Source organism: Neolewinella antarctica (assembly GCF_011927835.1).
Taxonomy (GTDB): domain Bacteria; phylum Bacteroidota; class Bacteroidia; order Chitinophagales; family Saprospiraceae; genus Neolewinella; species Neolewinella antarctica.
On the sequence record NZ_JAATJH010000003.1, the window covers coordinates 147,077 to 173,927 of the forward strand.

Below are 26,851 nucleotides of genomic sequence, written 5' to 3' on the forward strand. Positions count from 1 at the left end.
TCCTCTTTTGGTGAAATGCATAATTTCGTCTTGGACGTTTGTCCTGGCGCCCCCCTTCGTTTAACACCCCTTTTGCGGTCCTCCTCAATTTGCACTTTTGGAGAGTACCGGAGTAATTTATTGTGGAGTCTTACAGCCTTTTACACTCGAGAAACCAATGTTAATGAAAAATTTATTAGCCCCTTACTCAGGGCCCTGGGATGCGCGTGCCGCATCGCATCTTCTACGCCGTACGATACTGGGGCCTACTTTCTCAGAGATCAAATCCGCGGTAGATGATGGCCTGCAGAAGACGGTTGCCCGGCTACTCGACGTCCAGGCCCCACCCCCGCCGCCCTTACTGCACCGCCCGGAAACGGAGCCCGACGTAAAAGTTGGCGAAACCTGGGTGGACCGGCCACATCCATCCGGTGGCGGAGCTTACCGAGGGCAGTCGCTTGACGGTTGGTTTTATGGCTGGCTGACCGACGCCCCCTTTTCGCTTCAATCACAAATGGTGTTTTTCTGGCTGAACCACTTTGGTATGGATGGCGTGCGTGACGGCCGCTCCATGTACCGGTTCATTAAAATGTTGCAGTCTGATTATTTGGGCAACGTCAAAAAAATGATCAAGGTGGTGACCATCGAGCCGGCCATGCTTGAATTCCTTGACGGTGAAGAGAATTCTAAACGCAGCCCGAACGAGAACTACGGAAGGGAGCTTCTGGAACTCTTTACAATACAAAAAGGAAAACAGCGGAGTGAGGGTGATTACTCTACCTACACGGAACAGGACGTAATCGAGATTGCCCGGGCACTGACGGGGTGGACGAACGAAAAATTCGAATTCGCGGATGACGACACCCCCGTTGCCAGCTACTTCGACCCGGTCCTACACGACACCGACGACAAACAGTTGAGCCGTCACTTTGATAATGCCGTGATTTCATCCAAAGGCTCAGGGAAAAATGAGTACAGTGAGATCATCGACATTATCTTTTCCAAAAGAGAAACCTCGCGCGCGTTTTGTCGACAGATCTATCGCTTTTTCGTGCATTCTGACATCAGCAAGAACATTGAAAAGAATGTTATTGAACCGCTTACCGACACGCTGATTGCCTCAAATTTCGAACTGTCTCCCGTAATCGAGCGGTTACTTTCTTCTTCCCACTTTTACCACCACTCGGTTAGCGGCGTCAAAATAAAGAACCCTAACGAGTTCATTGTCGGCATGCTGAGGTCTTTCGAATGGCCGCGACACGTATCGTTTGAATCCTTACAGCAGGAGTACACCGCGTCGGTCAAGCAGGCTAATTTTTGCTCGGACATGGAGATGGACTTTAACGGCATCCCCGAAGTAGCCGGCTGGGCGGCCTATTACCAGGCGCCCACGTACTATAGATTGTGGATCTCACCGGCCTCGCTCAAGTTTCGTCAGGACGCGATGTTACAAATCATCAATCCTTACTACCACATCAGCCAGCACCGCACCCCAATTAACTGGCGCAACTATTTGGAGACCCTGACGGACGCCAGCATTCTAGATGATGTTATTTCTGACGCTTCCATTCAGTTCCTGTCCAGGAAGCTTACTAGTAGCCAGGTTGCTGAACTGAAGGACGTGATTCTTGGCGAAGGCACGGATGATGATGTTTGGACGATGGAATACGATCAGTACGTACAAGATGACGATAGTTCTATGGCCACTTCATTCGAACAGAGATTGTACGACTTTTTTAGAGCCATGTTCGGCATGTTGGAATTTCAATTACACTAAAACACTTACGGTTTGAAGCGCAGAAACTTTATTCGCAACACGGGAGCCTTAGGTCTTGCCAGTGTCTTTTCAATTCCCAATCTCAAGGCGGAATCCAACGCAAAATTGACTAGTCTGCTTGATCAGACGTCGGACAAAATTTTGGTGCTTATTCAATTGAACGGAGGTAACGACGGGCTCAATACGGTGATCCCGCTGGATCAGTACGACAGCCTCAAGAGCGTAAGGGGTAATATCCTGATGCCGGAAAAGAGCATGCTCCCGATTACGGATACGCTTGCTATGCACCCAAACATGGGTGGCATGAGGGATATGTTTACCGCCGGGTCTTTGTCCATTCTCCAGAATGTGGGGTACGCAAACCATAGCAAAAGTCACTTCCGGTCAACGGATATTTGGAATACGGGGTCCAACGTCACTAACGTGCTGCCCACCGGTTGGCTGGGCCGGTATTTTCACGGAGACCTGCCAGGTTTTCCCGCAAATTATCCAAACGACAGTAATCCCCACCCAACTTCAATAAGCATTGGTAAGCTAACTCACCCCTCTTGCGAAGGGCCCAGCATTAATTTTGGTCAGACCGTTGAGACGAAGCCTACTTCTATTCCGCTTACCGGCGACGACGGAGCTAAACTGCCCAGAGATAACTACGGCCGGGAAATGGAATATTTGCGCGTTATCGCGGAGCAAACCAATGATTACGCAAGTTCGATCGATACAGCTTACGCCGCAGGTAAGAACAGCTCGTCCTACCCATCTTCCGTGTTGGCCGATCAACTCAGTACGGTTGCCAGATTAATAAATGGAGGCCTGAAGACCAGTGTGTACACCGTTAGACTAAACGGCTTCGACACCCACGCCGACCAAGTGCAGGGTAACGGTACCGTTGGTAAACAAGCCTTGTTGCTGAAACAAGTTAGCGAGGCAATCACCGCCTTTAACGCTGACCTGAAATCACAGGGGAATGAAGATCGCGTGCTCGGACTCACTTACAGTGAATTCGGGCGCCGGATACGGTCAAACGCGAGTAAGGGAACTGACCACGGTGCGGCCAACAGCATGTTCTTGTTCGGCCCCTGCCTACAGCAATCCGTTCTCGGTAACAATCCGGTAATCGACACTCAGGTTCTGCAATCGGATAGCCTGAAGATGGAGTATGACTTTCGAGACATCTACGGATCCATTCTGCGAGATTGGTTTGACGTCAGGGACGCGAGGATTCGAGATATTCTCTACCCAAATTACACTTACCTGCCACTGGCCGGCGTCTGCTCGAGAGCGCTCCCGGTGGACATGTTTGATTTTGTCGTAGGAACTGAAGGTAAGAATGCGGAGATATCGTGGAGAACAACTGAAGAAGTAGACAACAAAGGATTCGAAATCGAAAGAAGTACGGACGGTATCAACTACTCGTACATGAGTTGGGTAAGTTCTACGAGCCGTTCCGAGACGGCTATCAATAGTTATGAGAGTACTGACGGGCCACTTAGCGTGGGCGTAACCTACTATTACCGCGTAAAGGCCATCGCTTACGACGGGGAGGCAACCTACTCACCAGTCCGGTCCGTGTTTATTACGGGTAAAGATTCCAAGGCATGGGGCTTCAGCTCTGCCTACCCAAACCCAGCTAGCCGTTTCGTTACCCTGGATTGTTACGCTCCCGTGGATGGCAGCGTCATTTTTAGGCTGTACAATTCTACCGGCAGGATGGTAATCTCCGACAGCGCCACCGTTTACGGGGGGCGGGAAAACGCCATCAGGATCGGTCTACAGCGCTTACCGGTGGGCATGTATAACCTTTCCCTGAGCACCGAGGGTGATGGTGATTTTTCCCGGCGCGTGATCATTGCTGCGCAGTAGGGAATTTACCCAGATCAAAACTGCACTAGAATAGGTACCCCCACGAGCCGTCAACGCTAGCATACTTCAACTATGTTAAAAGTAGACATGGTCGCTTTTTAGCTTAGTTGAAGTACGCCGGTAGATTTTAGCGGCAAGGCTGGTAAGGCGGGGAAGTAATTGGTGACAGAGCTCGGTTTACCGGAACATTCGTCCACCACTGTTCTGATTTCACGGCACAGGATTACCTCGATTCATATCGCCTACCGAGGGCAGATCTATGCGTGCCTTACCGTACGGTGAAGTCAGCTCCGTCACGCTGGAGGCTTGGTAGCTCCCAATACTTTTTGGTAAGATGACTTCAGCTCGCTAGCTGGCACTGGCGACTACGCCCTGGTAGGCAGTCGTCCATTCCTCCGCGTTAGCGTGAATGCTAAACCGGCTGCGTGCCAGCGCGAACGCATTGTTTTGTAACGCTTCCATCCGCTCCGGGGGGAGCTCGATAATTTCTTCGACCGTGCTCCTCAGCGTAGCGGGGGAGTTATCTACCCAGTACCCGGCGTCTTTTTCCCGCAGAATTTCCCAGGGCGTCCCCAGGCTCGCAACGGCGGGCGTGCCCTGGGCCATCGCTTCGAGCACTACGATTCCAAAATTCTCCGTGTGCGATGGCATGATTGCGAACCAGGCACCGGAAAGAATCTCTTCTTTTTCGTGGCCGGCACGGTGACCGAGAAATTCGACTTTATCCTTGAGCCCCGCCGTCGCTACCTGCTTTACTAGGCCTCGACCGTAGGGACTATCGTAACCGCCCACAATTTGCAGCGTGAATTCGGATTCGCGGAAGATGGTCGAATCGTCGAGGGCCTGGATTAGGTTCTCGATGGCCTTTTTTTGGTCAATCCGGCCGATGTAGAGAAGGTTCTTTCGTTTGGGTACGATTACGCGCTCCGGTAACTCCATGTAGTTAGGAATCTGAATGATCTTCGATTCCGCGCCAAAGTTGTGTTTGATGTAGGCGGTTTCCGCATCGCAGGTAGAGTGAAAGGAAACCAATTCTTTTTTCACGAATGTGTTGATCAACCACCGTACGAATTTCTTCTTGGTCTGGGACCGTAGGAGCATCGGCGGGTCAAGGTCTCCGCGCGACGACCAGACCATGGGCTTACCGTAGAACCAAGAGTTCACAATGGCGGACAGGAAGGAGGCGGGGTAAAAGATCATCGATAAATGAAGAATATCCGCCTCTTTGATTCTGCTGAACGCTTTGTCCAATACCCGCAGGGGTAAGTAATGAATCAGGTTATGCGTATAGATGACCTCGCCGTAATCCGTGGTCAGCCAAGCACCGATGGGGGTAGTCGCCGGTTGGCCCACGTCGGTTGTTGAGATTACGGGGGAGAACCCCTTGCGCTTCATGGCTTTGGTCAACCAGTAAACGGTATTATCCGGCCCGCCCGTTTGCGCGGGGTAGAAGCTTCCGGTCGGGAAGAGTATTTTTAGTTTGTCTTTCACAGTAAACTTTCGTAGAGGTCCAGGTACTTTTTGGCGACGGCGGCGATGTCGTACTTAGCCGCGTTTTGCGCCCCGGCTTTAGTCAATTGGTCTCGGTACACCCCGTCTTTGATGATGCGGAGGATGCCCGCGCGTATTTCACTGACGTCGGTGGGGTCAACCAATGACGCGCCACCCTCGCCCGCGACATCTTTATGCGGAGAAATATTGCTCGTGATGACGGGCCGGCCAGTGACTTGAGCCTCCAAAATGGGGAGACCGAAACCTTCGTAGGTGGAGACGAAGCTCAGTAGGTCACACGCACCGTAACGTTGGCGTAGCTCTTCGTCGGTCAGGGCTGACAACCAGTTGTAGTCGACATCATTGACACGTAGGGATTCAGCATCGGCCGGAGACGGCTCGCCAATAATTTCTAGCCGACAGGGAATTCCCCGCAGGGCTTCCGCTAAGCGGGCAATATTCTTGTTCTCTTTGACGCCGACCTGCAGGATGACCGGGCGGGCTGTATTAAAGGTATGGCTTACGGGCCGGAAGGCGGGGTCGACAAAGTTAGGAATCACGTGGAGATTATCCGGCTTGCAGTTCGTCAGGCTCAGGAGCTCATGCTTTGTCTTTTCGCTGATCACGGTGACGGCATCCGCTTTTCGTGCGGGCCATTCAAAGATCATCCAGCGGTAAAACCAGTGGCGGGGGTGAGATGGTGGGTAACGCAGGAGGGGATTACAATCGTGAATCGTCATCACGGTCGGCCCGGAGAACCAAAAAAGGATAGAAGTAACGTCTCCCGTGATGTGCTTAATGAGTTTGCGTGGCGCTCCGGTATCATCCGGGCCCCGCTCCCCCAACACACCCTGCACCCGCGACCGCGCCCAGGTGCCGTTCTTGACTACATTACCGGGCGTATTATTGTAATGAGGCAACTCTGCGGTAGACACCTCCAATCCGCTACCCCGAAATACGCCGGTGAGTTGCTCGAACAATCGCTCGATGCTAAACGCCGATGGGTACCTTTTTCGGTAAAAGAGTAGTAATTGCATCCGCCACAAAAGTAGGAAATTAAGCCGTAATTATGCCACTGCTCGACTGGGTTGTCGGACCTTTCCAATAACCCCGAAGGTGCCCGGCTAGCGGTTCTTAATCTGCCTTCACTACCGAAAAGATCGAGGTCCGCCCCTAGGTTGTCTCCTCCGAGGCGTAATCGTTCATGCTGGCGATTGTCAGCCCACTCGTTACTACGCCAAAACCCAGTGAGGTAGGTTGTGCCCAACCACCCAGCAGAATGAGGATGAGGCTGGTGCTGAGGAGGAGTAAAGGAAAGGTATTCCCACGGCGGAGCGCCACGACCGACATCGTCGCCATCTGGGCCGTAAGTAGCAAACGAACGAGCAGTATGACCGCGCCCAGCAGAAAGCCCATTTCTCCAATTGTTCTTCCCCACTCTCCTTCGGCAACCAAAAACCCGCGCTTGCCACTGAGGAAAAATGCGGCAGTATTGGTGCCCAGGCCAATCCCCTGGCCCCAAAAAGGGGTGGGCTCACCGTCGTGACCCGTCAGCGCGGAAAAGATGGAACCGAAAACTCGGTCAAATATGGAGTCGCTTAATTCACCCTCCGATGCCGCCGCGGTCGTGAACCGAGCGGACATCACCTCGATGGCGGTCTGCATAAATTCAAACTGACTAAGCACGGCGACAACCAAGGGAAGTGCAAAGATTGGAACGAGCAGGGAAACCAGGGCTTTGCCATTACGCAAGCTGGCGACCAGAACGCAAGCGAGTGTGAGCCCAACCCGTAAAACATAACTCCGACTAATACTCAGCGGCAAAACCATAATAACCGCTGCCGTGGCGGCGTACAGCAACCAACTCGGGCAGCGGTCCCTGGCCGTCCAGAAGTAGCCAACGATGGCGGCCACCAGGCCAAAATAAAGGGTATTACCGTTGGAAAAAGAAAAGTAGCCGGACGGGCGCATGTAACCCATAGCACCGCTGAACCCCGCACCGCCGATGTCTCCCCCGACCCCCCGGTTAACCCAGGCGGACTGCGGGCTGTAAAACTGTAGCGCAACTAGTACGGCGCCGACTATGCCCGAGATTAAGATATAGCGGCCAATCCGTTCACAATCCCGGCGCGTGAACACGGCCCCGATGATGAAGATGAGTAAAAAATGCAGTGCCATCGTTCGCAGGCCGAAAAGGGCTACGATTACACTACCGTGGCCGAAGGCGATCGAAGCGCAGACCGAAAACAGGCTAGCGACCAGCAGTGGAATCGTGTAGGCGTTCAGCACGTTCCGCCCCATTATGGAGTAATTGATGATCACGAGGATTGCAATCGGATCCCGGACCAAGCTAAGGGGTTGGGACAGGGCGGGTAGGAACCATTTCCGCAAGGCACCCTCAAAAATGAGTAGCGCAATGTATAAGTAGAGTAACCGCCTGGTAGTCTCGTCACGGCTGGTCGCCGAACTAAGATCGCCGCTAACGGGAGCCGCTGAACCGGTAAGCTGCATGGAGGTAGATTCAGGTAGTCTTGGGTAAGTACGCCTCAGTTACTTGAGGTGGCGGGGCAATGCTTAGACACGGACTGGTTGCCGTAAAGATATAAAGTTCGTGGATGTTGCCGTCATTCGGGTTTTCACGCAGATTGGTCAAGTGAGAAACCCGCACGGGTTATAGAACTGTACCGGTCAGAACATACGCACGGATCCGGGCACGGTGCCCTGGGAGCCCATTTATGAAGCTAAGGACACGCGCCCCCACCCCCGGTCAGTAGCGTGATTGTTATGAGCGGAGTCTTTAGCTGAGCCGGCCGTCTACAGTGCTTTGTAAAACCGGGCAAGGAACCGGAATGCGAGGCAAATGAAAATCATCCACTGTTGTTTGAGGCGACTTACCGGAGAAAATTCACTGCCGTTTACGCTTCGCCAAAATGCGACGTCCGAGGCGCGGGGTGGTTTACCCTTTAGCATCCCCAAAAAGTAATTTCTGCGCCAGGGTTTTGGCCCGATGGGGTGGTGCATCAGTCTCATCCCATCCGAAAAGCTCATCGCTTCCGGGCCGACCAGGGACAGCGGCTGGGTGGTAATCATTGCCGCTAGGTTGAACGAATCCTGATTGGTGGTTAGCACCGGGTGCGTGCGATCGTACACCCTGAACTCCCGCATGTTGCCGCTGTGGGGGACCATCATTTGAAAGGCGTCGTTCCAGTCGGAGACGAAGCTTTTGGTTTTTTGCGTCCAGCCCAGAAAACCACTGTTGTAGTAGCCGTTCAATTGGTTGTGAATTTTCCGCCCCTCCTTCTCGGCAAACCCCGCCCATACCCTGCGGTGGGGGTGGGTGGCGTCGAACACGAAGTTGACGTCCCCGCACAAAGCCACCCCGAGGCGTACCCACTCGCCAAAAAACTCCATCCGGCAGTTAATAACGATATCACTGTCGAAGAAAAAATATTCGTCCGCACCCGGTGCGAGCACCTCAGTTACTTCCCAAAGCCATTTTGGTTTTTCGTGCACCATGTGGTACTTCCCTTCCATTCGGATCAAATCTACCTGGAACCCACTTTTGCTCACGAAGGAATATCCGTGCTCGGTGGCGGTGAGTTCTGGTAGCCAGGAGGGTAGTTCTCCGCGGTACCCAACGATCACTCTGTCCACGTACTTGCCGTGCTCCGCTACGGAATTCAACAGTGCTGCAAGTCCTAAAAAGTAGTCATTTTCCGCAAGGGAGGTTAATACAGTCATGAGGTTTGGGTGTTAATTCAGGTTAATGGCCAACAGTGTAGCGCTCTGGGGGGTATCTCGGACTAGTTATCTATGGTTGCTGACCAGTCCTTTTTAAATTCAGTGTAGTAAATGAAATGAATGAGGCGGTAAATGAGGTTCCCGGCGGAAGAAATTATGGAAAAACTAATTACCCCGGCAAGCGTAGTAAAATCTACGATAAACGCTAAAGTAATTACCTGTATAGCAATGGTACTGGCAATGATGGCGTAAGGATTAGGAATAATACCGCGCGAAGAAGTCAGGTGGTACGCCATTCCGCTAAGCATGGATAAGCACCCACTGGTTATCATCAGTACCAACTCATATTCAAGGTCCGCGTAGTTTTTTCCGAGAATCCACAGGCATACGTTCGGAAAGAAGCCCGCGAACAGTACGATTGAACTACAGATGGTGACCAGGATCAGCATCACCTGATAAAAACGGGGGACTACCAGGCGCTTTACGTCCGGTAACCGGGCGTACCTGGGGAGGATGAGCATGTTAGCGACCATTTTCACCAGCGTGAGCACCATGACGAGCCTGGAGAGGGCACCGATCTGGGCCAGAGACTCGGTCGTGCTGAAGATCGCCACCAGCCAAACTACGATCTGACCCGAAATGCAGTAGTAAAGCGTTCCCGGTAGAATTCTTTTTACGGTGTTCAGGATGGCCTTGCGGGCCTCCGGGTCGGAGGGGCTATCCCAGTCCGCTTTTTCCGCGCTGAGCTTGCGTAACTTGAAGTTGCCGAACACCTGGCCAACGCCTGACCCCAAAATCGCGACGCCGGAGAGTGGAAAGATGAGAATGGCCGGAATGGTCACCAGTAGCCGTACCACGTTGATGGAAACGTTAATTTTTAGGAGGTCATCAATGTCCTGGTGAAGCTTAGGTACTACCGACAGTAGTGAGCCGGACAAAGCAGCCCAAAAAGCCGGGCCGACGCTCAGGATCATTAGCAGGGATTGCCACCAGGGTAGGCCCTTGTCCTGCAGTAAGTAGTACAGGATTGGTAGTGAGACGAGTAGACTAGCGATGGCAAATTGCTTGCGCAGTTTCATTCCCGTTGCCAACACCCGCCCCAGCTTTTCGCGGTCCCGCCAGCACTTGCCACTTTCTGACATGACGCCCGTGGAAATTCCTCCGTCCGCTAGGTTAGTCATGGTACCCAGCATGCTGTTGAGTAGCGTGTAATAGGCGTACTCTTCAACGGATAGAAAGCGGAGAATCAAAATGCCACTTACGAACCCGATACCCTGAATGGCTACCTGAGCGCCACCGGTAATGGTGAGCAGCTTCCCCCACTTGGCAAGCATGGGCGCTTTCTCGCCGAATTTATTTAACAAATTATTCACAAAGACGAATGGGGTGATCCCCTTTACGGAGTACTAAAAGAGCTTTTTTTCGGGGTACTGGAGTACTGAAGTACTGTAACATCAGCTCAAGTGAGCCGACCGTGTTGTACACTACTGAAAATGCTCGCGGACACCCCACAACAGGTGAAATGTGTGGCTGATGCACTGACATTCAGGCGCTGTTCCGGTAAGCCCAGGGCGACCGTGAGCGTACTGATGGCGGGGCAAAGAGAATCAAAGTGGATGACCCGATTTCTGATCAAATTCAGCGCGTAAGGGTGGTGGTTTTTGGAAAGATTCTGGAATGAGTGGTTCGTTAAGAACAAGCTTTTGCGTGGTGACGCACAGTCCGCACGGTGACGTAAAGGTAATTGTCTCTCACAACATGGCCTGGGTTTATGTTAAAATGACGCACCCGGTGCACTGAATCGCCTGAGTAGTAGGTGACCGTAGTACAATACTACCCCAATTTGTATCTTTATCAGATAAATCAATCCGTTTAGCCACCAAATAAGCTTTAAGAGACTAGTTGATCAAAAAGTTCATTGCTGAACACGGTGTTAGGGGCCGTAGCTTCGGTGGCGCCCGGAGGCTAGTCGCTACTCAAGAAACTTTAGCGGCCTTACCGATGTTATTATTCATGCATACGAGTTCTTTCCAACTAGAAAATAAATGAACCCAGTTCAATTGTCCGCACCTTGCATTTTAAGCAATTTTTAAGGCCGTGGAAGCTGGCGAACAAGCACATAATCTTACCTTTGCGGGACGAACGATTAGTACACTAATCACACAATTTACACCCACGGATTACTTCAGAAACAACGCTATTTAGCGATAGCTACTTCAGCATTACAACGAGCCTACGGGCTTCGCACTGTTCCTCTTTCACTGTCAATTTTTGTCTTTCTACAACAACCTAAACAACACGTTATGGACTTTTTTCACACCCCAAAGATGGACGTCTCCGTCTGCACGCCACTGATATTCGTGATGATGTTGTGCACCGGGCCATTATTGGCTTCCGACTTTTTCAGTGATGTCGACGGCGCCCCTCACACCATTCTCGCAGACGTTGCCCACAATGATGATCGGTCTAGCTTCGGGAATGGAGAAACTGACCCCAATGAGTTAATGGCGTGCGAGGAGGAGGCAAATTTATTGACTGCTGGGTGTGATCCCATCAGCACGCTACCCTGCAGCGAAATTACTAAGCTTTTACCCTTCAGTCTGGTCTTCGATGGCACCGAAGGTGGGCTGACGGACCGATTCAACATGGGTACTGGTTTCACCATGGCCGTGGCTCCTTCCTTCAACGAATACCCCGCCGTGCCGAGCAACGCTTCGGTGCCCGGGTTTGAGTCGTCTTTGTTAAGCGTCACGTCCGGAAATTTAGAGCTATTTACGACGAAAGGCACCGCGGCGTTGAGCCCCGCCACTACGCCCGGGACGAATAATCAAGTCAACATGCTCGGCGCAGGATTTCAAGCCCCCGGTAGCGTGTTTGAGCTGAGAACGGAATTAGATCAGCCACAATTTGAGCTGAATGCCGGCAACGACTCTCAGGAAGGTGGTCTGTGGTATGGTTTAGACGAGGACAACTACGTGAAGCTAGTGGTGGAGAAATCGACCGAAAATAGCCAGCGCATCAGGCTGACCGTAGAAACTACCGACCCCAACGACCCCACCCGGGTTGTCACGGAGAATTTGAATAGTTTTAAGTTCAACTCCATCATTCCGAATTCCATCAGTTTACGTTTGGAGATTGACCCGGTTTACCGTAGTGTACGTGGCTATTATGCATTCGATGGTGGCACCGAGGCCGTGATTGAGAAAGACTTTGTGGATAGTTTGGCGCTGCCGCAGGTGCTGGGTTTAGGGGTAGATCACGATCTGGACGCATCCTCCGCTCCCATCTCTTACGGTGGTGTGTTCGCTACCCAGTTTTTTGCGCCGGTCAGTGACCCGACTTTGTTTCAGTTTAAGTCGTTCGACGTAGAAGTACAGCCCTTTACGCCTACCCTTATTTTTGACAAGAGCGAATTAAATATCAGCGTACTGGAGGGAGAGGCACCGGAAACCAGTGTCGTAACCTTGATAACCAACAACAGTACGGACCCGGTGATCACCCTGTCCGATGACCCGCATTCCGCTGCGTGGTTGATTCTGCCTAGCACTCCCACGACTGGAGAAGTTACCTTCGGTATTCAGTCAGGACTCGCGGAGGGCCGCTACAGCACGACCATCTTTGCTACTTCTCCTGGCTTCCTAGCCGCCGAGCTCGTCGTCAATTTGGTTGTTTCATCGGCGGATAACATTCCTCGTGTCCTGGCTAGTACGCCGGCGGACGGTGCAATCAACGTAACCCTCAGCACGTCTCTTTCGGGTAATGATCTTTTCCTGCCGAACGGCCTGAATGGTATTTTCGGCGTCGAGAATTCTTCGATCACCAACCAGACCGTCAAGCTATTTAAAGTATCCAATAATTTAGAGATTCCCGCTACCGTCAATGGAACGGGAGGCGGTGATGGTATCAACCTCACCCCGACCATACCACTGGAGATTAACACCACCTACCGCTTCGTCATTGACGGTGTAAAAGACTTAACCGGTGTATCCTTTGAAGTTTATACCGCAACGTTTACCACCGCTGCGGACAACACGAGTGCGGGTAGCGCGCTTGACAATGTGTCCTTCACCAACGCCGGCGATGTTGCCACGGATGGTTTGTATTCCTCCCTTTCGGTGGGCCCCGACGGCAAATTGTACGGATTGCAGCTAACCGGTAACGTGGACCGTTGGACGATCGCACCCGACGGTAAACTGGGTGAAAAAGAAGAATTCTCTACGCTCCCCGACATTTATGGCGCCCGTTCCGCTATCGGTTTAGCTTTTGATCCCGCGGCCACGGAATCGAATTTAATCGTTTACGTCAGCCACGCCGAAGGCGTACTGAACAACGGTGAGCCGTGGGACGGAAAAATCAGCCGCCTCACCGGTCCTTTCTTGCAAGTAGAAGATCTAGTCGTAACTCGGCTACCGCGCTCCCGCCGGGATCACCTCACGAACGGAATTGCTTTCCGGAGAGGGGAGGGAAGTGTCTTATATTTCAACCAGGGTAGTAACTCCGCCGGTGGAGCGCCCGATAATTCCTGGGGCAACCGGAAAGAGCGTCTGCTCACCGCGGCTACCCTCCGCTTGGATCTAAACTTGCTTCCTGAAGCTCAGTGGCCCCTCGATGCTAAGACGACCATGGACCAAGGCGCCATTAACAATGTTAATCCGGCGTCTCCGACCCTCGGTACCGGTAGTGGCACCTACCGGGAGAGTAACCGGGACTTCCCCGATGATGGTACCTACAATCCGTTTTACGTTAATGCTCCCCTGACAATATTTGCGACGGGCATCAGAAACGCATACGATTTAGTTTGGCACAGTAATGGCCAGCTTTACATTCCCAACAACGGCACGGCCGGAGGTAGCAACACCCCCGCATCGGTAGACGGCACCCGCCGGCTCGACGGAGTGATTTACGATCATGATGACCCCGCCGAACGGTACCCTCCTATTCCAGCTACTTTTGGTAATAATACGCAACGTGACTTTCTGTTCCGCGTCGACCCGAACGAGCCCACTGGCTACTACGGTCATCCCAATCCGCTGCTGGGGCACTATGTACTTAACCGAGGGCCCGTAGACGTGCGTAATTACGATAATAACGTCTCTACCGACGTTGATTTCCGTGGTATTGCGTTCGACTTTGAATTTAATAAGTCACCGAACGGAATAATCGAATACCAGAGTGGCGCTGAAGGAGGTAATCTTCGCGGAGCCCTGTTGGTCTGTCGCTATTCCGGTGGTAGTGATATTATTGCATTAATTCCTAACGGACCTAATGGTGACATTCTTACTTCGAAAATTGGAATCCCTGGCTTCCGTGGCTTCGGCGACCCTTTAGATATTACCGAAGACCCAGCCACTGGTAATCTCTACGTTTCTGATTTAGCGAAGCAGACGATTGTCTTGCTCAAGCCTAGTGCACAGGCAGCTCCTCAGGCTAGTATCGAGATATTTCCTGAAAATATCGTAACGGAGGATGTCGTAGGGTTTGGTCCGGGTGCCGAGATCCCCATATTTATCGTTAACACCGGTAACGCGCCCCTCACGAATCCACTTGCGTTCATCACCGGGAAAGACTCCTTATTGTTTCAGCTCGATGAATCTAACATGCCGGAAACGTTGGACCCTAACAGCTCAACGTCCATCACCATTAGATTTAACCCCGACACGGTGGGACCTAAATCGGCAAAGTTAATTGTGAGCGGAAGTTCTAGTACGGAGGCTTCTATTACTCTCAATGGCATGGGTACGAAAGGTTATGGCGGTGATCAAGAACCTTCGCTACAGCAGGTATTGGATGTCTACGAACTCAACGTCCGTGTAGCGGACCAAGATGAGAATTCAACCATCCTTGATTTGCCAGTCGGCACTGAATATACTGACTTAGTTGGTGACGAATTATTCGGGCAAACGTTCCAACGTGCAACCCCCGACCCAGTCACCATTGAAGTCCTTGGCGTATTTAGCCCGGAGGATGCCAGCCCGATCGTCGGTTTTGGCTGGTATCAGGGTGGCATAAGTAACGCAACTGAGGAATTATTCACGGTCGATAATAGCACCGTACGTAATGGTCAAACTTTGAACCCAGTCATCAGTGGTTCACTATCCTTTGACCCGGGCTTGAATGAATTTGGCTTTTATAACCGATGGCCGATGGCCGCCGGAGGGGACACTTACGTGTACACCGAAGACTTTTTAAATGCATTCCCCGGCACGTTAACGCACCACGCACGGGTCTACGAAGTACCAAACCAGGATAATACTTTTGCCATCGCATTTGAGGGGCAAGTCGATGGAGCAGATTATCAGGATATTGTCCTGTTGGTCCGTAACGTAGAGACGGTGGCGGCCCCACTCCGGCCCGTCATGGTAGTAAACCCAGGTGTTCTTTACCCAGAAGGAAGGAACGGTCAACAGGGTTACTTCCCCGACACGGTCAGTTTTACCGTACAAAATACGGGAACGGCTGAACTGCAGATCAGAGGTATCTCCTTTGCCGGCCAGCACGCTGAGTTAGTTGAACTGTACCGTGGCTCGGATACCGTTGGCATTGCGCCCGGCGGCGCGCTTGATTACGAGGTGATCTACCGGCCGTCAATGCAGACAAATGACCTTGGCCACCGGCCTTCAAGGATGATCTTCAACGTTAATACGAGCGGTGGAACTTTCATCCTCCCAATCGACGCGTTGACTAAGCGAGGTAACGGCGGTGGCAACGAGCCATCACTACAAACCGTAGTTGACGTGCTTCGTTTAGGTATTGACGTAGGTTGGACCACCGTAAGCAGTGATACCGAACCTACTCTCAAGGGAGAAGAGGTACTAATCAATTCATTCGAAGCAGCTGGCCCCGGGCCCGTTACTTTATTGCCAGTTGCGAGATACTCCCCAACCGAGTCCATTCAGTACGGATGGTACACCGATGATAACGATGTAGCTAACATTACTGAAGTAGGTGTCATGTCGGGCGAAATGTCGGAAAGTCAAACGCTATTCCCCTCCATCTCATCTGGTTCTTCAAGTTTCGATTATGAAGGAACACCCTTTGGAATATATATTACTTCAAATATTTTTAACCACACGATCCATACTAAGGATTCACTCAATGCACCTCCTGTTTACCGGAGAGCAAGGATTTATCCAGTTAAAGACACTTTTGGTAACACGATCAGCAATCAATACCTAGTGGCGTTTGAAGATGCGCTGAACGGAGATTACCAAGATTATGTATTTCTCTTAAAAAATGCAAGAGAATACGTTCCGGTAATGCCATCAATTGCTTTCGATCCGGCAAAAATTACGCTGGCTGTATCAGAAGATGGCTCCGTAATCTCCGATAGCCTCACTGTTCGGGTAGATAATTTGGCGTCAGCTAACCAAAGCACTGTTGCTTTAACTTCACTTGATGCCTGGCTTGCGGCTCCCGTTACCGTAGAAATTGGTGAATCTTTCGCCTTGGAAATCGATGCCGCGGGATTACAGCTTGGTATGTACGCCGGACGCATAGTCGCGAGTGGTACCGACCTAACTAATGATACGTTGACCGTCTCTCTAGCAGTAGTAGAGACCCTCGATGGTTCCATTAAGGTTAATTTTCAGGACCCCTCCTTCACCCCTCCGGTAGGATACTTTGCTGATTACGGAGATGCTTTTGGTAACCGCGCCGGTAAGTTCAATTACGGCTGGGTTGACCCCTTTACCGGGACGCCAAGTAATAATTATTCAGGTAGATCAGGTGTGAAAGCTGGGCTGACAAACGACAGTCCTAAACAGGAGAAGCTGCTTAAATCGTCTAACCGATTCAATATCCCCGGGTTCTTTACGTCCAGAGACTGGGAGGTTGATCTCAGAAATGGCTTGTGGGCCGTTCGGCTGGCTGTGGGTAATTACGAGGGAGACTCGGAAAGCTATGCCATAAAGGCTGAAGGCGTACCGATGGTGAGTAACTTCAACCCTACGGTTGATAACTTTTTCCAGATTGGTTACGACACAATTCGTGTGCAAGATGGTAAGCTAACCTTGAGTGACGGTAACGATGGGCTCAACGGAGTCACTAAGCTGTTGTTTGTTGAAGCAGTACCAGTTGACAGCACCGGTTTTGCTCCATCTATCGTAGCGGATATCACTGGAAACGAATCGTTGAGCGGAAGCTACTACGGTGCAGTCCTGGTTACCCTTAATGCCTTCGATCGCTCCGGTAGTGGAGGAGTGGCTGGTATAAGATACCGGATCAACGGTGGTAATTACCAACTATATACCGGCCCTTTCACCCTAACTGGCGATAGCGACAGCTTCACGCAGTACCGGCTTGAGTATGATGCGACTGATGGCTCGGGTAACACCGGCTATGGCCAATCCACAATCCGTATTGAGCCACAATCCGGAGCCATAGCTCGAATCGAGAACATGATAAAAATACCGGGCACCGATATCGGGTTCCCGAGCGATGATTTTTATTCCTTCAATAAAATTTTGGGGCCGGTTGATTTTAGGGGTGATACCGTGTATAACCACCTGACTACGTTGATGCGTATTCACAATGATGGAACCGAGACACTAGTGATTGACGAGCTAACGACGTCGGACACGAAGAAATTTATAATTACTAAGCCGACTGTTTCCGGAAATGGAATCTCAATTGCGCCCGGTGATTACGTTGAGGTAGAAATTAAATCCGTTAGCGTCGGTGGGAACACACGTGTCGACGTAGCTAAGCTGATGTTTTCATCGAATGCGGATAACTCTAAGCAGGTGCAGGCTACTTTCAGTAGTATCATTGGCAGGAGACCGGAAGGAACTAACGAAGCAAACGTAGAGCAAATCTTTTCCAATTTTGGCTTTGGGACCAAAGTCGGGCGGCGGCCGGATGGTAGGTTCGTTAAGTTTGATTCGAACCGACCATCGGCGGAAGATATCAACAGTGGTTATTTTGGTGATGCCATATTTGCCGAGCTGTTTGAGCAGGCTGACGTGACGAAACCAGTACAGGCTATGCGAATTGCTGCTTTCCACGGACCGGGTGGCGCACGCACTCGATTCACTGATGAGAACGATGAATTTAATGGCGGCCTTAACTTTACGCACTTAGGTAATCAAAATCAGAGTGTTTTTCCAAAAACAAACTTTGAGAATCAAACCATTGCTGGAAAGTCCGTCGATCTCATACCACGTCCCTTCCAAGTAGAAATTGCTGACTATCATACTACCGGAGGAAACGCCAGGCAAGAACTGAAGGAAACGGTTATGGGTATGCGTATCTATCGAGTACTCGATCGAGCCGGAAATAACGTACCCAACGCCTACCTGTTAATTCAAGATTACGTCGGTAACGGATGCGACACCGGGGCGGGAAACTGTGATTTTAACGATAATATCGATATTGTCTACAATGCACGACCGCTGAATAAGCCGGAAGCACTCGGAATTCCAGATAAGTCCGTTGATATTCTAACCAGCTTCCGGGATACACTCGGAATATACTTCGACAAAGGTTACCCGGGTAACCGTTTAGTGTTTAGTAAGTCTTTAAGTACTGGAGGGTTGACACCATCTTGGATTAGCCTTGATTCCCTCACGGGAATGATAACGGTAAATCCGCCGTACGAGGTTGCTGACCAGACTTTTGAATTGGTCATAACTGCAGTTGATTACAACCTGTTAGAAGTCAAGGACACTTTCAAAATAATCGTCAATCCGACATCAATAAACTGTACTGTCGAGGCCAATTCAGGCGGTGCGATAATGATCATTAATTGTGCTAATCCTTCGGTCACGCTAAACGGTTTCACTTCTTCCGGCGACTATCTCTGGACGGGCCCCAGTGGCTTCACCTCCATGCTTAGTAATCCAACCGTGAGTCTACCGGGAACCTATACTTTATCTGATCCAAATGAGGCAAACAATTGCCCACTGACGAGTGACGTGATTATCGTGCAGGGTCAATTGAACCCTGAAGTGGCAATCATTGCCCCCAGAAGGACGGTGACCTGTTCAGCGGATTCTCTCGAGCTCACAGCGGCTTCGGACGATCAAAACAATACTTTTACTTGGTATGATGAGAATAACAACCTAGTTGGTGTTGGTCCTTCACTCTTCGTCCGTGCGGCAGGTACTTACCGCTTAGTAGGGTCCAACAATGCTGGCTGCTTTGGTGAAGATACAATTGTCATAGACCTAGATTTATCACCGCAATTTGCGGGTAATGATGGTTTCATTACGTTGTGTGAGTCTGCCGATCCCGTCAATCTCTATACCTACTTAGTTGCTCAGGGAGGTCAGCCTTACCAATTTGGAACTTGGATGATAAATGGCCAGCCTACCCTCGAGGTTATCGATCCTAGTGAAGCTCCGTCAGGAGATTACCTGTACGTCGTTGGTGGATCAAACGGATGTTCTTCCGACACCGCCATCATCTCTGTGACGATTGATCCAGCGACTACCTATTATGCCGATTTAGATTTTGATGGCTTGGGAGATCCTAGCTCACCACTTCGTTCTTGTTCGCCACCGGACGGCTACGTAGACAATGATTTGGATAATTGCCCAAATAACGGATCTACTAACGTGGCAGATTTTGATGATGACGGCACGGGTGATCTCTGTGATGATGACGACGATAATGATGGGATACCGGACGACTTAGACTGCGACCCCTTCAATAAGAACATTGGAGGAACGACAACATACTATGCCGATTTTGATCGAGATGGCCTGGGAGACAACAACACTCGAATTGAAGTTTGTGGTGTACCGCCAGCTGATTACGTATTGAATTCAACCGATAACTGTCCTTCTATCTCAAATCCGAATCAGACCGATATTGACAACGACGGCGTTGGAGATGTCTGTGATGCTTCCCCGGCAGGTCTTTCTGAATTTTGGCTGGAAGCGGAATGCGCGGTCGTAGGCTCCGAATGGTTATTACAGACGGACAGCCTGGCTTCAAACGGTGAGTATGCAGTATATGTAGAGCCCAAATCGCTTACCGTACCTGAAGACGTCCCATCTAACAGAATTAGATTTACCGTTGATAAAGTCCAAGCCGGAGACTACTATCTTTTTGCCAGAGTATCGGCTAGAGATGACAAACGAGACTCATACTGGGTGAGAATCAACGGGGGAGTATGGTTTGAACGGAACTTTCTGATTGCAAACGATACCTTCGAATGGAACGACATTGCGGAAGGCAGCGTACCACTCAACGATGGGGTCAACACGATTGACTTCTCCTACCGGGAACGTGATACCAAGTTGGATAAAATTTATCTATCAATGGACCCCACCGTCCCGACTACAATTGGCGGTACCGGACAGAACTGTGCTGGCGCAGCCAACAAACTTCCAATTGCCGTTGCGGATGTCTCCCCACTGCAAGGTTTTGCACCACTAACCGTAAACTTAGACGGGCGAGCATCTTTCGATCTAGATACGGACGGCTCTATCGTGAGCTACGGCTGGACGTGGGAGTCTGGCGCAGTAGTGGGTGACCTGACCACCGCAGTGATTGCGGACACTGGGTTTTTCAATATTGTCCTAACCGTAACGGATAATGCTGGTGACCGTGATACCGATACCGTAAGGGTCAGAGTAAACGAGCCACCAAATATCCCACCGGTAGCGATTGCAAGTAGTTTGCCGACTTACGGAATTGCTCCACTGAGTACAACTTTAGATGGTAGCCTGTCGAGCGATATTGATGGGTCAATTATATCGTATCAATGGTCATGGTCAACGGGAAGCACGACTGGTAAATTCGCTGACGTATCCTTTCCAGAAGGTAATTATACCGTAACGCTTACGGTAACTGATGACGATGATGACTCATCCACCTCAACGGTAAATATTGTTGCTTTGAATGCTTCGTCAGATGATGATGATGACAATATTCAAAACGACGTAGATAACTGTCCCACCGTCTTCAACCCGGATCAGTCTCTTACTTTCTTCTACGCGGATAACGATCTCGATGGTTTTGGCGACCCCACTGATAGCATTGCAGGGTGTGTTGCATCGATCAGATACGTAGCGAATAATCAAGATAACTGTCCAACGGTATTTTCGTCGTCCAACAGAGACACGGACGGTGACGGCCTGGGTGATGCGTGCGATGACGATGATGACAATGACGGCATCCTGGATACAGAGGACTGTGAGCCATTGAATGATGCCGTTGGCGGACCTATTTCATATTTTTCCGACGTGGATGGAGATGGAATAGGGGATAGCGATTCTGAGCTAATCGCTTGTACGCCCCCGACTGGCTACGTTGCTGTCGGTGGCGACAACTGCCCTACTGCCTATAATCCTGATCAGAGTGATTTCGATCAAGATGGTAAGGGTGACTACTGTGATTCTTCCCCTAACGGTAAGACTGACTTTTGGCTCGAAGCTGAATGCGCAGTTGTTGGCAGCCAGTGGGAGATAAGAGGAGAAAGCGAAGCTTCAAATAGTGCTTACGCTATTCGTAAGGGTTCATCTGCTTATAGTACACCGGGAGGAGATCCTAGTAGTGAAATCAAATTCTTCCTAAATAATGTGGAAGAGGGAGACTACCATTTATTCGCCCACGTAAAGGCGAAGAATGCATCATTCAACTCCTACTGGGTACGCATTAATGATGGCCCTTGGGTTGAGCGGGATGATTTGACCGCAACAAACCAATACGCTTGGAATGACATGCTGCAAGAGAGTTTCTATCTTGAAAACGGTGAGAACACAATCACCTTTTCGTACAGGGAAATTAATGCGCGCCTGGATAAGATTCTCTTGTCTACTAATTCGGAACTACCCACCGTTGTGGGCGTGCAGGCCGCGAACTGTACGAACGGAAACAACCAGTCCCCAATCGCTATTGCCAAATCAACGGTGAGGTCAGGAGAAACGCCACTAACCGTCAGCTTTGACGGCAGCGCCTCGTTCGACCCAGACGTAGCCGGTCGAGTTGTCAGCTACGCGTGGACATCTCCCGTCGGTGACAATGTTGGTGCGAATATAGATTTGACGTTTACAACACCAGGTACTTACCCCGTAGTACTTACCGTTGCCGACGATGAAGGTGCCTTCGGTACTGACACTATTTTCATTACAGCACAAGGTGCTGCGGATGTGCTGCCGGTAGCGGTGGCTACCGCGTCACCCGAACGTGGGGCAGCTCCATTAGAGGTGGTCTTCGATGGTCGTGGTTCGTATGACCCCAACGGCACGATCGAGGTATACGAGTGGACCCTACCCGGAATGATTGATTCTGGCGACGTAATATCCGCTACGTTCCCCGTCGGTAGCTACGAGATTACGCTAACCGTCACGGATAGCGACGGAGACAAGGCAACCACTACCGTTACCGTAGAGGCAATTGACCCAAGCCTAGACACGGACAATGACGGCGTCAACGATGCTGTTGACAACTGTCCGACCATCTTCAATCCCGAGCAAATAACTTCAAAGTATTTCGCTGATTTTGATAACGACGGTCTTGGCGACCCCCTGACGTGGATAACCGGCTGTGAAATTCCGGATGGATACGTTATTGACAGCACGGATAATTGCCCCACTATTGCTACTTTAGATACCACTGACACTGACAGCGATGGTGTAGGCAATGAGTGTGATGAAGACGATGACGGTGATGGGATACTTGATGCTGATGACTGCGACCCTTTAGATGCAAATGTCGGACGGGCAACCATCTATTACGCTGACATCGATAGCGATGGCTTTGGTGATGATGCTTCGGCGACTTTGAGTTGTAGCCCAATAACTGGCTACGTGCTGGTGGGGGGAGACAACTGCCCCGATGTTTCTAATCCGGATCAGTCAGATTCGGACGAAGATGGAACGGGAGATGTGTGTGACGCTTCGGTTAGTGGCCGCACGAGTTTCTGGTTAGAGAGTGAATGCGCTCTGGTTGGGTCCAGTTGGACTACTGAGAGAGATTTCACCGCCTCGAATGACGGTGCGGTAAGGTACCAGGGAGATCTTGTGCTGACCGTACCGGCGGATACTGCTTCTAATCACGTTCGATTCGACATCACTGACGCTCAGCAGGGAGATTACCATCTTTTCGCTCGCGTGAAGAGTAAGAATGCATCCTTTGATTCTTACTTTGTTCGCGTCAATGATGGCTTGTGGTTTGAGCGCAGTTCGCTCATCACCACGAATACTTACGAGTGGAACGATATCTTCCAGGAAAGCTTCTCGCTTCTCGATGGCGTCAACACGATTACGTTTGCGTTCCGCGAACCTAATGCCCGTTTGGATAAAATCTATCTATCAACTAGTAACACCGTGCCGACTGCTGCTGGTCCAGTTGGAGAGAATTGCGGTGGGGCGCCTAATCAGGCACCAATTGCGATTGCTTCATCTTCCGACACGTTTGGGTTTACGCCACTTTCAGTGACGCTCGACGGTACTGCTTCCTACGATCCAGATGCTAAAGGTTCAATCATTAGTTATGATTGGACGTGGCCGGGAGGCTCCGCCGTGGGCGTTACTCCTGCGGTTACTTTTCTCACCGCTGGGGTATACGACGTAACCTTAACGGTAACTGACGATGGCCTTGCCGTCGACGAGGATGTTATTACCATCACGGTTGTGGACCGCCCGAATGAAGTACCCGTACTGGCTGCGGTCGCTACCCCCAATCGTGGCATAGCACCGTTGTTCACGGAACTCGACGCAAGTGGTTCCTTTGATCCAGACGGAACAATTCAATCTTATTCATGGAATTGGAATGGCGGTAGCGCTGATGGAATCACCGTAACCAATACGTTTACTACGGGTTTTTACGACATTACCCTCACCGTGACGGACAATGAGGGGGCAACTGCCGATACGATAATCACCGTACAGGCACTAAACCCGGATTCAGATACGGATAATGATGGATTTAACGACGATGTTGATAACTGCCCAGCGGTAGCTAACCCGGATCAAATAATTCCAATCTTCTACGCTGACTTAGACGAAGACGGTCTGGGTGATCCATTGACGTGGATACAGGCTTGTGTAGCCCCCGACGGTTACGTAGCTGACAGCACTGACAATTGCCCACAAGTAGCTTCCCTTGACAATACCGACACTGATGGTGACGGCGTGGGTGATCTGTGTGACGAAGATGATGATAATGACGGAGTGCTTGACGTTGACGATTGCGAGCCATTGAATGACAACGTCGGAAACGAAGCTTTAACCTACTATGATGATTTGGACGGCGACGGGTTCGGCGATGATGCTACGGCTATTGTAAGTTGTACTCCACTAATGGATTACGTTACCGTAGGGGGGGACAATTGTCCCAACATCTACAACCGTGACCAGTTAGACTCGGATCAGGATGGAAAAGGAGATGTTTGTGATGCATCCATCAACGGTCGAACTGATTTTTGGCTAGAGAGCGAGTGTGCGCAAGTTGGATCGAGCTGGAGTAGCGAGGAGGATTTTACTGCTTCAAACGACGGTGCCGTTAGGTACCAAGGTGAACTTTCGCTAGTAGTTCCGGCGGATACGGCTTCCAACCACGTCACTTTCAGAATCATGGACGTTCAGCAGGGAGACTACTACCTCTTCGCCCGCGTAAAAAGCAAGAACTCATCGTTTGACTCTTACTATATCCGGGTCAACGGCGGCCCGTGGTTCGAGCGTAACGACCTAGTTAATACTAATAGGTACGCATGGAATGATATTTTTGGAGATAGCTTTACGCTTCCTGATGGTGTCAATACGATCACGTTTGCTTTCCGCGAACCGAACGCACGCTTGGATAAAATTTATTTATCGACTGACGGTACCATCCCTGCCGCAGACGGTCCGATCGGTGAAAACTGTGGTGATCTAAGCTTAGTGGACACAGACGGTGATAATATCCCCGACAATGCTGACAGTTGCCCCACAGTATTTAATGCGGACCAACTCACTCCGGTCTATTATGCTGATTTTGACCGAGATGGCTTTGGTGATCCAAATGACTCAATTGTAACTTGCGAGCAACCCCGTAATTATGTCATTAACCGATTAGACAATTGTCCCGCTGTTCAGTCATCTAATCTTACCGACACGGACAAAGATGGCATTGGGGACGTATGCGATACTGATAGTAATGGAGCATCAAGCAAGCAGCCGAATGCACGTAACGAAGGCATTAAGGCTGCCCTCGATGAAAGTGCAGTGTTTACAGTCTTCCCTAACCCCGTGATTGAAGAAGTTAACTTACGCTTCACCAGTGGATTTACGGGTAAGTGCGAAGTGACGATCACCGACGTGAGTGGCCGAGTAATGGTAAGGCGGATTTATGATAAGACGGATTCTCGAGTGTCTGACGTAATTGAGGTGTCACACTTTGAGTCTGGGCCTTACGTAATCCAACTCATCTCGGGAGATAAGCAATACAGAAAACTGTTTATCAAGGTCAAGTGACGCTCAGTCGGAAGACTCAACCGAGGCGTTAATTTTTACCAAATAATGCGTGACTGAGAGTTTTGAAATTGTTGAAGCCTGACGTAAGACTCCTTACGTCAGGCTTCTTTGTTTTGGTTAACCTCTTCTTGAGTCAATACCGCTCCTAAATAAGAATTGGTCACTGAAAGGACTTTGATAATTTTATAATAACATTTTTGACGAGCGAAGCAGGCAGCCTTTACTCCCCTCTGCCTTCGGACCACCGCAGGAAGCAGCGAAGCTGCCACAAAGTGAAAGGAGTTGGGGGAGAGGGTTACAGAATGTCTGTTTAATACGGTCCGGGTAATTAGTTAATGTTCAACCAACGTTACGCAGATTTTTTGGCTGCACAGCAAGAAGCAGTGCGAAGTAAAACGCAAAAGCACAGAAAAGCTCTTTTTAGAAACGCCGCAGCACATTTTACCCGAGCTCTTGCGGTTCTGTGCTTATGCGGTGTCATCTGGCGGTGTAAGGTCATAGCTTAAACTAGTCATCGCGGTTAGCTCCTTGAAGAGGAGTCCTTTTCTGCGGACACTTTGAAACATGGTGAAATAAGTAGCGTTAGTCACAGTAGCTAAGGATAAACTGTATCAGCCATGTCCTAACCAATCTATGACCCAATCAGCACTCGCATTAGATAGTAGTAACGGGAGTATCGTTTGTACCGTCTTCGAAAATACCTATCACCTTGGTGTTGGTGCACTCGTAAACTCACTTCACAAATGTGGCTACCGAGGTGAGGTTTACGCAGCCTACCGTGGTGCATTGCCCCCGTGGGTGACTATTGAAAGTGGAAGTGACGGGGGTACCCTCGTCCATCGAGTCACTGAAGATCTTTCCATTCGATTCGTCTGGCAGGACACTGACGAAATGTTGGCCAACATCAAGCCACAAATCATAAATCAGGTTTGGGCGTGTTATGGTGAGCAGATCGACAACGTGTTCTATTTTGATTGCGACATCGTTGTTAAATGTAAGTGGCTTCATTTTGAAACCTGGGCTGCTTTCGGTATCGCGCTTTGTGAGGACATCAATTCTCCTTTCCACCGCACCCACCCACTCAGAATGCAGTGGAAGGCTTATTACGCCGGCTTTGACGTCAATTACGAACCGAAGGATGATACCTACGTGAACGGAGGGTTTGTGGGCATCAATAGAAAGTATAAATCGTTCGCTGATTTGTGGGGGCAATTGCAGGAATACATGGTAGAATACACTGGAAAGCAACACCGAATTGGTATTGCGGATCGGTGGAATCCTTTTCACCTGATGGACCAGGATGCACTGAACGTCGCAAAGGATTTGTCGCCTCAAGTAAGCGTAATGGGCAAAGAAGCAATGGATTTCGGTAAAATCGGCTACGTGATGTCCCACGCTGCGGGAAGTAAGAAGCCATGGACGAAGCAGTACCTGAAAGGGGTACTAACGGGCGGGTTACGACCCGGAAATGCGGATAAAGCATACTGGGCCAACGTCGCCTCACCCATCAAGCTGTATTCTAGTACTACTTTATGGCGAAAAAGAACGGCAATTAACTTGGCAACGTTGATCGGAAGATTTTATACCCGTACTTAGTCATTAA

9 protein-coding genes are annotated in these 26,851 nt (G+C 50.4%); 4 read left to right on the forward strand and 5 right to left on the reverse strand.

What is annotated here, in order from left to right; translation table 11 throughout:
• Positions 1–163: 163 nt before the first annotated feature.
• Together GGR27_RS10565 and GGR27_RS10570 are read left to right on the forward strand one after the other, a co-directional pair.
• Positions 164–1,756: a DUF1800 domain-containing protein gene (locus tag GGR27_RS10565; RefSeq protein WP_168037416.1), complete on the forward strand. Its 1,593-nt coding sequence runs from the start codon at positions 164–166 to the stop codon at positions 1,754–1,756.
• A gap of 12 nt (positions 1,757–1,768) precedes the next feature.
• Positions 1,769–3,616, forward strand: a complete 1,848-nt coding sequence (locus tag GGR27_RS10570) for a DUF1501 domain-containing protein (protein ID WP_168037417.1) — start codon at positions 1,769–1,771, stop codon at positions 3,614–3,616.
• A gap of 348 nt (positions 3,617–3,964) precedes the next feature.
• Here GGR27_RS10570 and GGR27_RS20450 read toward each other — a convergent pair whose 3' ends face one another.
• The 5 genes from GGR27_RS20450 to GGR27_RS10595 all read right to left on the reverse strand — a co-directional run bounded on the left by GGR27_RS20450 (position 3,965) and on the right by GGR27_RS10595 (position 10,221).
• Complete coding sequence (locus GGR27_RS20450) at positions 3,965–5,107, reverse strand: glycosyltransferase family 4 protein (RefSeq protein ID WP_168037418.1); 1,143 nt, start codon at positions 5,105–5,107, stop codon at positions 3,965–3,967.
• Positions 5,104–6,144, reverse strand: coding sequence for a glycosyltransferase family 4 protein (locus tag GGR27_RS10580; RefSeq protein WP_168037419.1), 1,041 nt, complete (start codon positions 6,142–6,144; stop codon positions 5,104–5,106). Before GGR27_RS10580 ends, GGR27_RS20450 begins: the two co-directional genes overlap by 4 nt.
• 136 nt (positions 6,145–6,280) lie before the next feature.
• A complete protein-coding gene (locus tag GGR27_RS10585) occupies positions 6,281–7,618 on the reverse strand; it encodes a hypothetical protein (RefSeq protein WP_168037420.1) in 1,338 nt (445 codons plus the stop codon).
• A 303-nt stretch (positions 7,619–7,921) separates the two neighbouring features.
• Positions 7,922–8,848 (reverse strand): hypothetical protein, encoded by a 927-nt coding sequence (locus tag GGR27_RS10590; protein WP_168037421.1) that lies wholly within the window; start codon positions 8,846–8,848, stop codon positions 7,922–7,924.
• Between the two features lie 62 nt (positions 8,849–8,910).
• Positions 8,911–10,221, reverse strand: coding sequence for a lipopolysaccharide biosynthesis protein (locus tag GGR27_RS10595; protein ID WP_168037422.1), 1,311 nt, complete (start codon positions 10,219–10,221; stop codon positions 8,911–8,913).
• Between the two features lie 1,131 nt (positions 10,222–11,352).
• On the opposite strand from GGR27_RS10595, the gene GGR27_RS10600 reads away from it, so the two are divergent.
• On the forward strand, positions 11,353–25,248 hold the full coding sequence (locus GGR27_RS10600; RefSeq protein WP_168037423.1) for a PKD domain-containing protein: 13,896 nt from the start codon (positions 11,353–11,355) through the stop codon (positions 25,246–25,248).
• Between the two features lie 633 nt (positions 25,249–25,881).
• Positions 25,882–26,844 carry a hypothetical protein gene (locus GGR27_RS10605; protein ID WP_168037424.1) on the forward strand — a complete coding sequence of 321 codons (963 nt, stop codon included), beginning with the start codon at positions 25,882–25,884 and terminating at the stop codon, positions 26,842–26,844.
• Positions 26,845–26,851: the final 7 nt, after the last annotated feature.

Excerpts from the sequence above, each read along its gene's own strand:
- GGR27_RS10565 (WP_168037416.1), top strand. The coding sequence starts at position 164 with ATGAAAAATTTATTAGCCCCTTACTCAGGGCCCTGGGATGCGCGTGCC.
- GGR27_RS10580 (WP_168037419.1), bottom strand. The coding sequence starts at position 6,144 with ATGCAATTACTACTCTTTTACCGAAAAAGGTACCCATCGGCGTTTAGC.
- GGR27_RS10585 (WP_168037420.1), bottom strand. The coding sequence starts at position 7,618 with ATGCAGCTTACCGGTTCAGCGGCTCCCGTTAGCGGCGATCTTAGTTCG.
- GGR27_RS10590 (WP_168037421.1), bottom strand. The coding sequence starts at position 8,848 with ATGACTGTATTAACCTCCCTTGCGGAAAATGACTACTTTTTAGGACTT.
- GGR27_RS10600 (WP_168037423.1), top strand. The coding sequence starts at position 11,353 with ATGGCGTGCGAGGAGGAGGCAAATTTATTGACTGCTGGGTGTGATCCC.
- GGR27_RS10605 (WP_168037424.1), top strand. The coding sequence starts at position 25,882 with ATGACCCAATCAGCACTCGCATTAGATAGTAGTAACGGGAGTATCGTT.